The organism is Erythrobacter sp. Dej080120_24, from assembly GCF_036322605.1.
Classification (GTDB): domain Bacteria; phylum Pseudomonadota; class Alphaproteobacteria; order Sphingomonadales; family Sphingomonadaceae; genus Erythrobacter; species Erythrobacter aurantius.
This window is the reverse complement of sequence record NZ_AP027262.1, coordinates 264992-278865: the sequence shown is the minus strand read 5'-3', so window position 1 is coordinate 278865 and position 13874 is coordinate 264992. Positions and strand designations below refer to the sequence as shown.

The window sequence follows — 13874 nt, the reverse complement described above, 5'->3', positions numbered from 1 at the left end:
ATTCAGCCCTTCCTGGTGAAGGTGATTGGCAGGCGGGTGACGCCGCGCAGCAGGATGTTGGGCAGCACCTTGATCCCGTCCGGATCGGCGACGGCGAAATTGTCGAGCCGTTCCAGCAGCTCGTCGAAGGCGACCAGCATTTCCTTGCGGCTGAGCATGTTGCCCACGCACATGTGCGGCCCCTTGCCGAACGCCTGATGCGCGCGGGCATTGGTGCGTTCGATGTCGAACTTGTCGGGGTTTTCGAACTTCTTCGGATCGCGGTTGGCGGCGGCATAGCGCAATTGCACGATGGCCCCTGCCGGGATGTCGGTATCGCCCAGCCGCGTGTCCTGCTTGACGATGCGCCACATGCCCGCCGTCGGCGTTTCGTAACGCAGCGCCTCCTCGACAAGATTGCCGATCAGCTTTGGATCGCGTCCGCCGGCTGCGGCCTTGGCCTTTTCCATCTGTTCGGGATTGCGGATCAGCTGCAACAGCCCGCCAGCCAGCGTCGAAGTGGTGGTTTCGTTACCCGCCACCATGAATTGCTGCATGATCGACATGATTTCCGGATCGGTCAGCGGCTTTTCGCCTTCGACCCGCGCTTCGACCAGATCGGTCAGCAGATCGTCACCGCCATTGGCGCGGCGATCGTCGATCAGGCCTTTCATGTAATGCTGGTATTCGACGAGGCTGCGCGCGCATTCCTTCTTGCGCTCGTGATCGACCATCTGGCTGAACCGGTCGACCGCCGCATCCGACCACATCTTCACCTGCTTGGGATCCTTGTCGAGCCCGATCTGCCCGGCGATCATGAACACCGGCAGAGGAATCGCGAATTCCTCGACGAACTCGCACTCGCCCTTGTCGGCGAAGGCTTCGATCAGGCTGACGCTCTTTTCGCGCATCGTCCCTTCGATCGCGTTCACGCGCGGGGCGGAAAAGGCGAGGTTCACCAGCTTGCGGTTGCGGGTGTGGACGGGGTGGTCGGCGGTCAGAAGGGTGGGCTCATCCGGCCAGCCTTCGGCGAGGATGGCGTTTATCTCCTCATCCTCCTCGCGCCCCATCAGAGCGGTGAAATCGTTCGAGAACACCTCGGGCTTGGTGTTGGCCTCGCTGCACAGGTCGTAGCTGTAGACAACGTAGGTGTTCATCTCCGGCAGATGCTCGATCGCGATCCCGGCATCGTGGATCGCGCGGTAGTAGTCGAACGGATCAAGCAGCGTTTCCGGCGCGAAGATGTGCGCGTCCTTGATGGCTTCGGGCTTGTTCATGCGGGCGGCTCCCATCGCAAGGAATTTCGAGCCTGATTTCTAGCCACTCCCCACCCGCCAGCGCGATGCGCGAATGTGTTAGGGTTGCGTCATCTGCGTGGTGTCAAAAGGCTGCCGCGACGCTCAGCCACCCGCCAGATCGCCGAATTCCCGGACAAATTCGGCGCTGTCGAAATAGTCGCGCCAGCGGGCGATCTTGCCTTCGTCGTTCAATTCGAAGGTGCCCATCACCCGGATCGAGCGTTTGCGCCCCTTCATCTGGAACCAGTCGGTCCGTTCCGTCAGCACGACATTGCCATTGGCGGCGATATGGTGGGTTTCAAATCCGCAGGCCTCGACGCCGGGAAAGCCGTCCATCTTGGCCCGGACCTGCGCAATCCCGTTCACGGTGGAAAGCGGGATGTCACTCCATTCGATATCCTCGGCCATGAAGGAATAGATCTTCTCCAGATCATATTCGTCCCAAGCGGCGATAAAGGCTTCGATGGTTTCGATCGGGGTCATGCGGTTCCTCCTGAAGTGTATTCGAGCGCCTGTTCGAGCATCCGGCGCACATGCGGGTTTGCATAGGTATCGGGCCCGTCGCCGAATTGCAGATAGACGAGCGGGGCGGGGCAGGTCCGGCTTTCCCAGGCGACGCAATTGCTGCCCTGAGGGTGATCCCACCCCTCCCGGCTGAACATCTCGCCTGCGACCGCATTTGCCGCTGAGTAGAAATTGTCGCGCGTGAAATCGAACCCTTCGGCGCGTGCCAAGGGTGTGATCGCGCTTTCATCGATCGGGCAGAGATACAGCTCGTCGGTAACGGAGAAGCTTTCGGGCAGGCCCTGCGTCACGGGATGGCTGGCCACGATACGCGCATCGTAGGCGACATCGTGACGATAGCCGGAATCCGGGCCGTGCTTTCCGGGCTGGTAGTGGAACTGCCCTCCCAGCCAGTCATGCCATTCCGGCCACTCGGCCCAACCGGCGAGCGCATGATGCATCGCCACCGCGCCTTTGCCAGACGAAAACCGCTGCGTGATCGCCTTCCGGAAGGCTTGCGAAGGCGCTCGCACCGCCACCGCCCCATCGGCGAAAGTGTACCCGCCCATGTCGTAGAACAGCAGCGCGTCGGCTTCGTTCAGCGCCCCATCGGCGACCTTCTGCTCCGCTTCGGGATGCACCAGATGGGTGACGTCCCAGTTGCCGAGTGCGTGGATCAGCTCGTCAAACGGTCCTTCCTCATAGGGATGGCCACCTGACAGGACGAGCAGCGATCCCATCAGGCGATCTTGAGGATCATCTTGCCGTCATTGGTCCCGGCAAACAGCCGCATGAAGCTGTCGAAAGCATGTTCCAGCCCTTCATCGACATGTTCGTCGATGGTGAGTTTCCCGGCAGCGGCCCATTCGCCCATCTTCACCGCGCCTTCGCCGAAACGCTCGACATAATCCGCCACCAGCAGCCCGCGGATATGCGCGCGCTTGACGATCAGCTGCCACAGGTTGCGGATGCCGCGCGGCTCGGTGTTGTATTCGCTGATCAGGCCGCACAGCCCGACCCGCGAATGCAGCTTGAGGTTCATCAGCCCGGCATCAAGGATGATCCCGCCGACATTTTCGAAGATCACATCGACCCCGTCCGGGCAGGCTTCGGCTATGGCGGCGGTCAGCGCGGCCTCGTCCTTGCCCCGATAGTCGATTGCGGCGTCAAAGCCGTATTTCTCCGTCAGCCGCGCGCATTTCACCGGCCCGCCGGCAATGCCGACAGCGCGGCAACCGTGGATTTTCGCCAGCTGGCCGACAAGGCTGCCGACCGCGCCCGCCGCGCCCGATACCAGCACGGTTTCGCCCGGCTTGGGTTCGCACACTTCCAGGAAACCGAAATAGGCCGTCATCCCCACCGCGCCGAAGATCGAGAGGTAATTGGTGACGCTCGGCACCAATGACGGGTCGATCGGCTGGGTAAAGCCGCCTGCTACGCCGATGGAATAGTCCTCCAGCGCGTTGAGGCCCATGACCCATTGACCCTTTTCGAACCCGTCGGCGCGGCTTTCCTCGACCACGCCGATGGTGCTGGCGCGCACCGGATCGCCCAGTGGGATCGGCGGCATATAGTTCCCGCCTGCGTCCATCCATCCGCGCATTGCCGGATCGAGCGAGGCGTAATGGTTGCGGATCAGGAATTGCCCCTCCGCCAGTTCGGGCGTCGGCTCGGTAACAAGCTCGAAGTCTTGCGCGACAGGTTCGCCATCGGGGCGACGCTGGAGGAGGAAGCGCCGGTTGTCGGGCATGGGAATTCCTTTTGTTCGTTACGGGTCAGGCGGCGACAAGCTTCACCGGGATCGCGCTTTGCAGCGCCTGCCCGGTGATCGGATCGTAATCCACCTCGTCGCTGGTCAGACGGTTGGTCGAAGAGCCGCGCTCGCGCACATCCTCTTTCGACGCGTCGGCATCGCCATAGGCATGCGCCATCGACACGAGGCCCCGGCGCACCTTGTTGCTGGCCTTGACCACGCCGTGAATCGTGGCGTGCGGGCTGGTGATCTCGACAATCCCGCCTTCTTCCAGCCCCAGCGCGGCAATGTCGTCCGGGTGGATATAGGCCGGGTTGGTCGTCGTCTTTTCACGCAGCTTCTTGAGCGGATGCCCGATCGAGTTGAAGCGGGTTTTCGAACGGCGGCTGATCAGCTTGAATTCGTAACCCGCACGCGCCGCCGGATTGTCGGCATAGCGCAGCAATTCGGCGGGCATGTCGCCTGCGGCAAGGTTGAAGCGGTGGAACTCGCTTTCCTCCACCGGGCCGACGACGGGGTGCTTGTCTTCATAGACCACCGCCGCGCCGCCCGTCGCCTGCGCATCCTTGCGCACCTGGCTGGGCGGGACGATGCAGCCGGCTGTCATCAGATCGAGGAATTCCTCCTTCGTCGGCTTGCGATCCATCGGCAGCGGCCCGCCTGCAAGGTTCATCTGCACGCCCAGATGCTGCGCCAGCGTCCAGAACATCTCGTATTCGTCGATCACGTCGCCCGGAGGCGTCGCGACCGCTTCGACATAGCGGGCGTAGGCGGTTTCGTGCCACCATTCCGACAGGTTGGTGATGTCTTCACGCTCAAGGCATTGCGACGGGGCGAGCACGACACCGGCGCGCTTTGCGCTGGCGCTCATCCACGGGTCGATCTGCACGAACAGGTCGAGATCGTCGAGCGCGCGCACCATCTTCTGCTGGTTGGGGAAGCCCACCACCGGATTGCCGCCGACCGAGATCAGCACCCGGATCTGGCCGTCGCCGGGGGTGAGGATTTCGTCCGCCAGCACATTGCACGGCATTTCGAAGCCGAGCTGCCCGAGCCCGCGAAAACGCGATTTCGCCATGCCTTCGGCGCCGAACATCGGCATCGGCGGGCCGACCTGCGCGCGGCGCGGGCCGTTGATATTGGTGAAGACACCGGGGATCGCGGCTTTCTCCCCCTCCTGCTTGAAGCGGGCGCAGATGGTGTTGAGGCAGGTGACGAGATATTCGGTCAGCGTGCCGTTGCCCGCCATTTCCGGGCCGGTGCCGGTGACAGCGCAGCCTTTCGATCCGCCTGCGAACATCCGCGCGGCGGCGACGAGCTGATCCTTGTCCACCCCGGCGCGCTCTGCCGCCACTTCGGGCGTCATCGGCTTCACCGCTTCGGCGAGTTCTTCAAACCCGTCGACATGGGCGGAGACGAAATTGCGATCATACAGCTCTTCGGAAATGATTACGTTGAGCATCCCGGCGAGCAGCGCGGGATCTTCGCCCGGCTTCACCGGCAGGTATATGTCTGCAAGCCGCGCAACATCGCTTTCGCGCGGGTCTGCGACGATCACCTTCATCCCTTCGGCCTTGCGATCGCGGATGCGGCGCGACGGGCTGAACGGCGGAACGCCGCCCGGCGGGGAATAATGCGAGACAATGGGGTTGTTGCCCACCAGCAGCGCGACATCGCTTTCCGAAAAGGTGTTCGGCCCGCCCATCCATTTGCCATAACGTGCGGTGGTGAACACCTTGGCGGGCTGATCGAGCGTCACCGAGGTGTAGAAATTGCGCGTGCCGATGGCCTGCGCAAAGCTGAGCGAGGCGGCCATGGCGGCGCTGTTCTGATACCCGCCCGATCCCATGAACACGGCGACCGCATGCGGCCCGTGTTCGTCGATCACGCGGCGGATCGTCTCGGCCACATGGGCGAGCGCATCGGGCATGGCGGTTTCCTGAAATTCGCCATTGGCATCGCGCACCAGGCTGTGGTGCAGGCGATGTTCCGCATTGTGCGAATCCGGCAGCTCGCGCCCTTTCAAGCAGGTGTATCCGCCGAAAGCGGGATCATCGGGATCGCCGCGCACTTCGATGACCTTGCGCCCGGCTTCGGTCACCTCGACATCGACTTCCATCGCGCAATTGGCGTGGCAGAAACGGCAAAACGTCTTGTGAGTCTCGACACCCATGACTTCTCTCCTTGGTGCAAGAGATACCAGAGCGCCGCCGTGCAGCGACTGACACTTTTGTCCGTGGAGGCATCGGGGTGAGGTGCGCATTACAGGCGGCGAAGGAGAAACGCCCATGCCTACCACCACCCGCCAATGGCTCTTGAACGGACATCCGCGCGGCCGGGGTATCGCCGAAGATGATTTCAAGCTGGCAGAAACCCAATTGCCCGATCCGGGGCCCGGCGAAATGGTGCTGGCGACCCGCTATCTCGGCTTCGATCCGGCGCAGAAAGGCTGGATGGAGAACATCGCCGACTATGTCGCGCCGATGGCGATCGGCGACGTGATGCGCGGCAGCGGCATTTGCGAAGTGGTCGAAAGCAATGACGGCAAATTCGCGGTCGGTGACTTCGTGTTCGGGACGACCGGCTGGACCGAATATCTCATCCATGATGGCAAGGAACTGACCAAGGTCGAAACCGACCTGTCGCCCACCGCCGTTCTTTCGGTGCTCGGGACGACAGGGCTGACGGCCTATTGCGGGCTGTTCAAGGTCGGCAAGCCGGTGGCCGGTGATACCGTGCTGGTTTCGGGCGCGGCCGGGGCGACGGGCAGCATCGTCGGCCAGCTCGCCAAGATCGCCGGGTGCCGAGCCGTGGGCATCGCGGGCGGCGCGGAAAAGTGCGAATGGCTGGTCAAGGAAGCCGGATACGACGCCGCCATCGATTACAAGGCGGGCAATGTGAAGGCGCAGATCAAGGAGCTGTGCCCGCGCGGCGTCGATGTGATCTACGACAATGTCGGCGGCGCAATCCTCAACGACATGCTCGCCTGCATCGCCACCGGCGCCCGCGTGGTGATCTGCGGCGGGATCAGCCGGTACGAAACGGGCAGCCTGCCTGCCGGGCCGGAGAATTACTTCAACCTGGTGTTCCGTCGGGGGACTATGGCGGGCTTCATCGTGCTCGACTGGGCCAGCGAATTTCCCGGCATCCGCAAGCGGCTCGAAGGGTTCGTCAAGGATGGCAGCCTGAAATATCAGGAAGACATCCAGCACGGTTTCGAGAACGCGCCGGATACGCTCCAGCGGCTGTTCACTGGCAAGAACCGCGGGAAACAGATGCTCAAGCTGTAGGCGGCAGATCGCCCGGAGTGTTCACATTCAGCAGCGGCGGGTCGAACGCGATCCGTCGTGCCCCGACACCTTCGGCAAAGCGATAAAGCGCGCGGCCACCATCATCGAGGAACGAGGCCAGAACCGGCGCAAGCTCGACTGGCCATAGCCCCACGACCGGCTGGCTCTGCACGATCGCCGCACCGTCTCCGGCAAGCGTCTGCGCGAGGTCGGGCGGCAGGTTGGGGGCATCGCACCCCGCGCTCAACACGTGGCTGAAACCTTGTGCGCGAGCGTGGTGCAGCGCCGCGTTCAATCCACCGAGCGGCCCCATTCCGGCTTCCGGCAAATCGGGGATGCAATCAAAGCCCGGCTCTTCGCGTCCGCAGACGATGATGGCATCGCATTGGGCGCTCAAATGATCGAATACGAGATCGATCAGTCGGAACCCGTTGTAGCGCGCATGCGCCTTGTCGCTGCCAAAGCGGCGTGCCTGTCCCCCGGCAAGGATCGCTCCGAGCAGCCTAATCGAACGCCTCGGTCGCCTGCCCTTCGGCGTTGTAGACCGGCCCTTCCGCATCGACGCGGTATTTCTTGCTGGCGGCGCCCGTCAGCCCGAACTGGCCGATGTGATCGCGCATCCCGGCATAGGCGGCATTGGCGAAGTGGTGGGCCAGCGCTTCCTCGCTTTCCCATTCCTCGAACACGTTGACCCGTGCCGGATCGTTGCCGTCGGCGCTCCAGTCGTATGCGATGCAGCCGTCCTGCGCGAGCGCGGCGTCGATATGCGGCTTGGCGGTCCTTAGCGCTTCCTCGCGCTGAGCAGGGTCAAGGTCGATCTGGGCGGCAATGACAATCTTGGCCATCGAATTATCCTTCTTGCGGGTTGTATTCGGCGACGATCCCGAACTTGCGGTGAGTGAACACCCACGCGCCGTCGATCTTCGCCAATTCGTCTTCGTAAAGTCCGCCGACAACGCGGGTCTTGCCGTCTTTCATGTGGAGGATTTCCTGCGTCTGCACGCGTGAAGTGGCGGTGTCGCCGGTGACTTCGATCATGCAGGGCACGCAATGGAAGCTGACAGCTTCGATCCCGCTCATCGCCTGTTCCCAGAAGCCGACGATCGCCGCCTTGCCTTCGAACAGATTGCCGAAGAAATCCCATGTGGCGTTTTCGGCCCAGACGGTACCCCATGTGGCCGCGCTTTTGCGTACCACGCCATCGGCATAGGTTCCGTTGAGTTCGGCGATCGCCTGACGGTCTTCGGCTGGTCCTCTGAACATAGCTGGCCTCTCCCTTGATACCCTGCCCCTATCCAAGAGCGTGCGGGGATGAACAATGAACACTTTTGGGAAGGGCATGGGTCGCCCGCCGCAGCTAGTGTGCGGGTAATAGAGACAGGAGAGAAAGCATGGGCCAGTTGGAAGGCAAGAGCGCGGTCATTCTGGGGGCTGCAAGCGAGGGCAACATGGGGCAGGTGATCGCCCGCCTGTTCGCCAGCGAAGGCGCAAAAGTGATGGTTGCCGGGCGCAAGGAAGCCCCGCTTGCCGCGCTGGCAGAGGAAATCGGCGGCACTTACGCGCTGTGCGACATCACCAGCCATGACGAGGTGCACGCGCTCGCGCAGAAGGCGAAGGCGGAATACGGACGGGTCGATGCCGCGATCAACTGCACCGGCTGGGGGCTGCTGGCGAACCTGCTGGAAACCACGCAGGAACAGCTCGACCAGATCACCGACCTGCAATTCAAGGGCGTGCACCATTTCCTGCAAGCCTTCGTCAAGGTGATGGGCGAACAGGAGCCGACCGGCGGCTCGATCATCTCGCTGTCATCGGCGACGACCAAGGCGTTGATCAACAATCACGCGGCCTACATCGGTACCAAGCGGGCGGGCGAAGCGATGATCGAATGCGTCGCCAATGATTTCGGCCATCTGGGCATTCGCGCCAACACGGTTTCTCCGGCCTTCACCGAAAGCCCGATGACTTCGGAAAGCTTTCAGGTACCCGGCCTTGTCGATGCCTTCATGCCGAAATACCCGCTGGGGCGGCTCAACACGTCAGAGGATGTGGCGCATGCCTGCCTGTGGCTGTGCACCGATCATGCCTTTGTCACCGGGCAGAACATCCAGCCCAACGGCGGCCTGACCCTGCGCGGCAATCCGCAGGCAAGGGATATCGAAGCCGCCGTGGGCGCTGCGATGGCGAAATTGCAGGAAGGCTGACCCGATCCGCGTCAGTATTGCGCGGTTCCGCCGTCAACGCTCAGCATCGCGCCGGTAATCCCGGCCCCTTCCTTGCTCGCCAGCAGCAGCGCCATGGCCGCGATTTCCTCGACCTTGTTGGGGCGCTTGATCGCGGCTTCGGATGCGAACATCGCGATCATGTCGTCAAACTCCATGCCCATCGCCTTGGCGGTTTCGGGGCCGTTGTTCTTGATGATGTCGGTGACGACGAGGCCGGGGCAGATGGCGTTCACCGTCACCCCCTGTTCGCCGACTTCGCGCGCAAGGCTTTTGGTCAGGCCGTTCACCGCGTGCTTTGCGGCGGTATAGGCGGTGAACACCGGCTTGCCGTGCTTGCCCTCCATTGAAGAGATGTTGATCACCCGCCCGTCCTTCTTGGCGAGCATTGTCGGCAGGGCCCTGCGGGTCGCCCAGAAGGTGGAATAGACGTTCCACTTCATCGCCTCGTCAAAGGCTTCGTCGGACAGGTTTACCATCGGCTGAAGGTCGCCCGCGCCGCCCGCATTGTTGACGAGGATGTCGAGCGTGCCGAAAGCCTCCACGGTCTTGTCGATGAAGCCTTCGACATCGGCCTGGTTCATCACGTCACCGGGCACGAATATCACCCGGTCCTTGCCGCCGCGGCCGACGCGCAATTCCTCGACCACGCGCGCGCCCTTTTCGGGATTGCGGGCGAACAGCGCGACCTTCGCGCCTTCATGCAGGAATGCCTCTGCAATTCCGCGCCCCAGCCCCGCCGTGCCGCCGGTGATCGCTGCAACCTTGCCTTCGAGTTTCATGCCGTCTCTCCTTTGCAAGGATGCGTAGCGAGAGGACGGGCGCTGTGCACCTTGCCAAAATGACGGGTTGCCCGATTGGCCGCGCGCAGCGTCTATGTGCCCATGAGCGATCCCGATATCATCATCCTCGGATGCGGCCCTGCCGGAATGACAGCCGCGCTCGCGGCGCACGAAGCCGGAGCAAGCGTCGCCCTGATCGAACGGTTTGACCGCGTGGGCGGAACCGGGGCGATTTCGGGCGGAGTGATCTGGGTGGCGGACAATCCGCGCCAGCGCGCCGCCGGAATGGCCGACAGCCGCGAGGAGGCGCTCGCCTATTTCCGCGCGCTTGATCACGGCGATCTGGTGGATGAAACGCTTGAGGCATTTGTCGACAGCGGACCGGATGCGCTTGCCTTCCTCGAAGGGATCGATGCGCTCAAGGTCGCGCTGCTTGACGGCTATCCCGACTATTATCTCGACCGGCCCGGCGCGAAACCCGAAGGCGGGCGGGCGCTTGACCATGATCTGTTTGCGCTGGGCGAACTGGGCGAATGGGCGAGCCGCATCACCGCGATCGAGGAACTGAAGCCGATGATGCTGCGCGAAACCCCTCTGGGTGGGGGCAGCGGCATCGTCCCGCCGGAAGAATTGCAGCGCCGCATCGCCAATAATGAACGCGGGTTCGGGCAGGCGATGGTCGGGCGACTCCTCAAGGCGTGCCTTGTCCGCGGGATCGAGCCGATCCTGAATGTCGAGACGCACCGACTGGTGCAGCGCGATGGCCGGATTTGCGGGATCGAGGGAACACGCGAGGGCGTGCCGTATGCGCTAAGCGCGAAAAGCGGCGTGATCATCACCACCGGCGGCTTCGAATGGGACGAGGACATGCGGCAGGCGTTCCTGCGCGGCCCGATGGATGCGCCCGCCTCCCCCCCCACTGCACGGGGAGAGGGGCTGAAGCTGGCGCTGACGAGCGGCGCGAAGCTGGGCAACATGACGCAAGCCTGGTGGGCGCCGACGCTCGTGATCCCCGACAATCCATGGCCCGCCCCGCAATTCGCCGGACAGCAGCGCGCGGCCCCTGTCCTGATCGAGCGGACAGTGCCGCATTCGCTGATGGTCAATCGCAAGGGCGAGCGGTTCTGCAACGAAGCGGCGAATTACTCCGCGCTGGCGGGCGCATTCCACCAGTTCGATCCGCAGACCTATGATTATCCCAACCTGCCCGCGTGGCTGGTGTTCGATCAGGATTATGTCGATCGCTATCCCATCGGGCCGCGCCTTCCGGGGCAGCCGGTGCCTGACTGGGTCACGCGCGCAGACACGCTTGACGCGCTGGCCGGGCATATCGAGGTTCCCGCCGATGCGCTGGAGGCTACGGTGGCGCGCTTCAACAATCATGCGAGGGCCGGGCATGATCCCGATTTCCAGCGCGGCACTTCGGCCTACGATCACTTCTATGGAGATCGGACGCGTGAAGGGACTGCGGTAACACTGGGCGCTGTGGAGCGCGGGCCGTTCTACGCGGTGGAGATCCGCATGGGGCTGCTGGGCACGAATGGCGGCGCGCGAACCGATGGCTCGGCCCGCATTCTGGGGCATGACGGCAAACCCATTCCCGGTCTTTACGGCGCGGGCAATGCCATCGCCTGCCCCACGGGCGGGATCTATGCAGGGGCGGGCGGGACGCTCGGCCCGGCGCTGACATTCGGATACATCGCCGGCCGCAGCGCGGCGCGGGCCAATGCTTAGAGCGCTTTCCGACCAATCCAGATAACCCGGAATGGTCGGAAAACGCTCTAGCGCCGCTTCGGCTCGAATTCGATGTGCAGCTCCTTGAGCGAGCGCAGCAGGAAATGCGGGTGATAGGCAAAATCGTTCTTGCCCGGCGCGAACCACATGTCCTCGAACCGCTCGACCACGGCGGTAAAGCCCCAGATCAGTTCCCTGCGTGCCAGCGGCGCGCCCAAGCAGTGATGCGTGCCTGACCCAAAGCCCATGTGACTGCCCGCCTTGGGCCGGTCGAGATCGAGTTTTTCCGGGCATTCGAAAGCGCGCTCATCGCGATTGGCGGCGGCAAAGCGGACATTGACGATCGCGCCTGCGGGGATCGTGACCCCGGCCAGTTCTGTCTCCTCCTTCACGAAGCGCATCAGCGACTGCACCGGGCTTTCCAGCCGCACCACCTCTTCGACAAAGGTCTTCATGTAACGATCGGGATCGGACTTGAGCTGCTGCCACACGTCCTTGTTCTCGATCAGCAGCTTCATCCCCGCCGCCAGCGCATTGGTGGTCGTCTCGCTCCCGCCGACAAAGGTATCCGCCATCATTTCTGCATGCAGTTCGTTATCGGTGAGCGGGCGCCCCCATTCCTCGATCACGGTGTTGACGAGCACGCTGATCAGGCTGTCGTCCGGGTTGGCGCGCAGCTTTTCGAAGATCGGCTGGAAATAGTGCTGCGCCTCGATCTCGCGGTCGACCATCTCCAGATGCCTGTCTTCGGGCAGCATCATCGAAATGCGCTGGAAGAAAGCGTCGGTCCAGCGCTTGATCCGCCACATGTCCTCGCGTGCCGCACCCATCTGTTCGCCGATGATGAACAGCGGCAGCGGTACGCAGAACTGGCGCACCCATTCGCATTTGCCTTCGGCCAGAAACCCGTCGATCAGTTCATAGGCGAGGCTTTCCACCTGCGGGTCGATCGCCTTGATCTTGGATGCCTTGAACGCCTCGTTGAACATCGCGCGCATCTGTTTGTGATTGGGATCGTCGCGGCCATTCAGCGTGGGGGCAGGCACCCAGCCATTCGCCTCGAAGCGTTCCATCACCTTGCGCGCACGCTCGACATCGCCATCGGATGCGCGGAACTGCGTTTCGGAAGCCGAACTGGGAAACCGCGCCGGGTCCATCAACACTTCGCGCACGTCGTCATAGCGGCTGACGACATACATCGGCGTGCCCGGAATATTGTAGACCGGGGCCTCGTCCCGCAGGCGCTTGTACGCGTCATAGGGGCATTGCTGCAGGTCGGGATCGAACAGGTTGATGTCGCTTTTCGTGGCCAAGTTTCCCTCCCGAAACTGCGAATGGCGTTGCAGTCAGGATCAGTCCGATAGTGTCTGACAACAACTGACGGATTGGAGAGGGTGCGATGGACGCGAAACTTCAGGAACTGCTCGACAAGCAGGAGATCGGCGAGGTGATCCAGCGGTATTGCCGCACATTGGACTGGCTCGACGCCGAAGGGCAGGCGAGCTGCTATTGGCCCGATGCGCGGATCGAATACGGCTTCTTCACCGGGCGCGCCGAGGATTTCCTGCCCGTCGTGATGGAAACCGAGAGCAATCTGGCGCGGCGCTGGCACATGCTTTCGCAGCCGCTCATCCGGTTTCATTCGCCCACGTCCGCCAGCAGCGAATGCTACGGCATTTTCGGCGGTGGCCGGTGGCAGGATGACGGCACTATCGCCGGGGACATGATCGGCGGGCGCTATCTCGACGAATGGGAGAAACGCGCCGGAGAAAACGGGGACGAATGGCGCATCTCTGCGCGCACCTATATCCTCGACTGGAAATCGCCCCTCACCGGCCAGCCGCTGTTCGAACCCGATCCCGATTTCCCGCTGCCGACCTATCGGATCGATGCGGCGGGGCATCCGGCCTATCGCAAGCTTTAGGCCTCGACCGGCGGGTCCATGTAGTCGCGGTAGTAGGTCAACTGTCCGCCAGCGACCTTGTAAATGCCGCAGCCGCCACGCGATCCCTCGGGTGAATGCATTGTCCAGCGCGCCCAGCAGGCGTTATCGTCGCCGCAGATTTCATCGACTGTGAAGCGGATCTGGCGCTCGCCCATTTCCTTCATCATCATTGTCATGAAACCCAGGATCGCCTCGCGCCCGTTGTACGTGCCCCAGACCGGGTCTTCGACCACGGCATCCTCGGCAAACAGCGGGGCGAGTTTGGTGTAGTCGCCTTCGTCCTGGATTGCCCAGAATTGCTCGATCACGCGCTGCGCTTCGCCTGCCATGCCACTCTCCCTTGCTGGAGCGACAATGCCACGAAGGG

The 13874-nt window shown here is 63.0% G+C and carries 15 protein-coding genes; 4 read left to right on the top strand and 11 right to left on the bottom strand.

The window, feature by feature from the left end; all coding sequences use genetic code 11:
* Positions 1 to 2: 2 nt before the first annotated feature.
* The 5 genes from AABA34_RS01370 to AABA34_RS01350 all read right to left on the bottom strand — a co-directional run bounded on the left by AABA34_RS01370 (position 3) and on the right by AABA34_RS01350 (position 5707).
* Positions 3 to 1256: a cytochrome P450 gene (locus AABA34_RS01370; RefSeq protein ID WP_338303559.1), complete on the bottom strand. Its 1254-nt coding sequence runs from the start codon at positions 1254 to 1256 to the stop codon at positions 3 to 5.
* Positions 1257 to 1379: 123 nt separating this feature from the next.
* Complete coding sequence (locus AABA34_RS01365) at positions 1380 to 1760, bottom strand: limonene-1,2-epoxide hydrolase family protein (RefSeq protein WP_252259324.1); 381 nt, start codon at positions 1758 to 1760, stop codon at positions 1380 to 1382.
* Positions 1757 to 2521 carry a ThuA domain-containing protein gene (locus tag AABA34_RS01360; protein WP_338303558.1) on the bottom strand — a complete coding sequence of 255 codons (765 nt, stop codon included), beginning with the start codon at positions 2519 to 2521 and terminating at the stop codon, positions 1757 to 1759. Before AABA34_RS01360 ends, AABA34_RS01365 begins: the two co-directional genes overlap by 4 nt.
* Complete coding sequence (locus tag AABA34_RS01355; protein ID WP_338303557.1) at positions 2521 to 3531, bottom strand: NADP-dependent oxidoreductase; 1011 nt, start codon at positions 3529 to 3531, stop codon at positions 2521 to 2523. The genes AABA34_RS01360 and AABA34_RS01355 overlap by 1 nt, the downstream gene beginning before the upstream one ends.
* A 25-nt stretch (positions 3532 to 3556) precedes the next feature.
* Positions 3557 to 5707, bottom strand: a complete 2151-nt coding sequence (locus AABA34_RS01350; RefSeq protein WP_338303555.1) for a molybdopterin-containing oxidoreductase family protein — start codon at positions 5705 to 5707, stop codon at positions 3557 to 3559.
* A 115-nt stretch (positions 5708 to 5822) separates the two neighbouring features.
* Here AABA34_RS01350 and AABA34_RS01345 point away from each other — a divergent pair, with 115 nt between their 5' ends.
* Positions 5823 to 6824: an NADP-dependent oxidoreductase gene (locus AABA34_RS01345; RefSeq protein WP_338303554.1), complete on the top strand. Its 1002-nt coding sequence runs from the start codon at positions 5823 to 5825 to the stop codon at positions 6822 to 6824.
* Here AABA34_RS01345 and mobA read toward each other — a convergent pair.
* From mobA to AABA34_RS01330, 3 genes are read right to left on the bottom strand one after another with little or no spacing between them, the layout of a single operon-like run.
* Positions 6814 to 7383, bottom strand: a complete 570-nt coding sequence (gene mobA, locus AABA34_RS01340) for a molybdenum cofactor guanylyltransferase (protein ID WP_338303553.1) — start codon at positions 7381 to 7383, stop codon at positions 6814 to 6816. The two genes, AABA34_RS01345 and mobA, sit on opposite strands and share 11 nt — an antisense overlap.
* Positions 7328 to 7669, bottom strand: a complete 342-nt coding sequence (locus AABA34_RS01335; protein ID WP_051700388.1) for a putative quinol monooxygenase — start codon at positions 7667 to 7669, stop codon at positions 7328 to 7330. Before AABA34_RS01335 ends, mobA begins: the two co-directional genes overlap by 56 nt.
* 4 nt (positions 7670 to 7673) lie before the next feature.
* Positions 7674 to 8087 carry a nuclear transport factor 2 family protein gene (locus tag AABA34_RS01330; RefSeq protein WP_338303552.1) on the bottom strand — a complete coding sequence of 138 codons (414 nt, stop codon included), beginning with the start codon at positions 8085 to 8087 and terminating at the stop codon, positions 7674 to 7676.
* A 128-nt stretch (positions 8088 to 8215) separates the two neighbouring features.
* Here AABA34_RS01330 and AABA34_RS01325 point away from each other — a divergent pair, with 128 nt between their 5' ends.
* Positions 8216 to 9028 carry an SDR family NAD(P)-dependent oxidoreductase gene (locus tag AABA34_RS01325; protein ID WP_338303551.1) on the top strand — a complete coding sequence of 271 codons (813 nt, stop codon included), beginning with the start codon at positions 8216 to 8218 and terminating at the stop codon, positions 9026 to 9028.
* A gap of 11 nt (positions 9029 to 9039) precedes the next feature.
* On the opposite strand, the gene AABA34_RS01320 is transcribed toward AABA34_RS01325, so the two are convergent.
* Positions 9040 to 9828 (bottom strand): SDR family NAD(P)-dependent oxidoreductase, encoded by a 789-nt coding sequence (locus AABA34_RS01320; RefSeq protein ID WP_034956694.1) that lies wholly within the window; start codon positions 9826 to 9828, stop codon positions 9040 to 9042.
* A 102-nt stretch (positions 9829 to 9930) separates the two neighbouring features.
* Between AABA34_RS01320 and AABA34_RS01315 the strand changes: the two genes are divergently transcribed.
* A complete protein-coding gene (locus tag AABA34_RS01315) occupies positions 9931 to 11562 on the top strand; it encodes an FAD-dependent oxidoreductase (protein ID WP_338303550.1) in 1632 nt (543 codons plus the stop codon).
* A gap of 47 nt (positions 11563 to 11609) precedes the next feature.
* On the opposite strand, the gene AABA34_RS01310 is transcribed toward AABA34_RS01315, so the two are convergent.
* A complete protein-coding gene (locus tag AABA34_RS01310) occupies positions 11610 to 12875 on the bottom strand; it encodes a cytochrome P450 (RefSeq protein WP_338303549.1) in 1266 nt (421 codons plus the stop codon).
* 86 nt (positions 12876 to 12961) lie between these two features.
* Between AABA34_RS01310 and AABA34_RS01305 the strand changes: the two genes are divergently transcribed.
* Positions 12962 to 13486: a nuclear transport factor 2 family protein gene (locus AABA34_RS01305; RefSeq protein ID WP_338303548.1), complete on the top strand. Its 525-nt coding sequence runs from the start codon at positions 12962 to 12964 to the stop codon at positions 13484 to 13486.
* Here AABA34_RS01305 and AABA34_RS01300 read toward each other — a convergent pair.
* A complete protein-coding gene (locus AABA34_RS01300) occupies positions 13483 to 13836 on the bottom strand; it encodes a nuclear transport factor 2 family protein (protein WP_338303547.1) in 354 nt (117 codons plus the stop codon). The two genes, AABA34_RS01305 and AABA34_RS01300, sit on opposite strands and share 4 nt — an antisense overlap.
* Positions 13837 to 13874 lie beyond the last annotated feature (38 nt).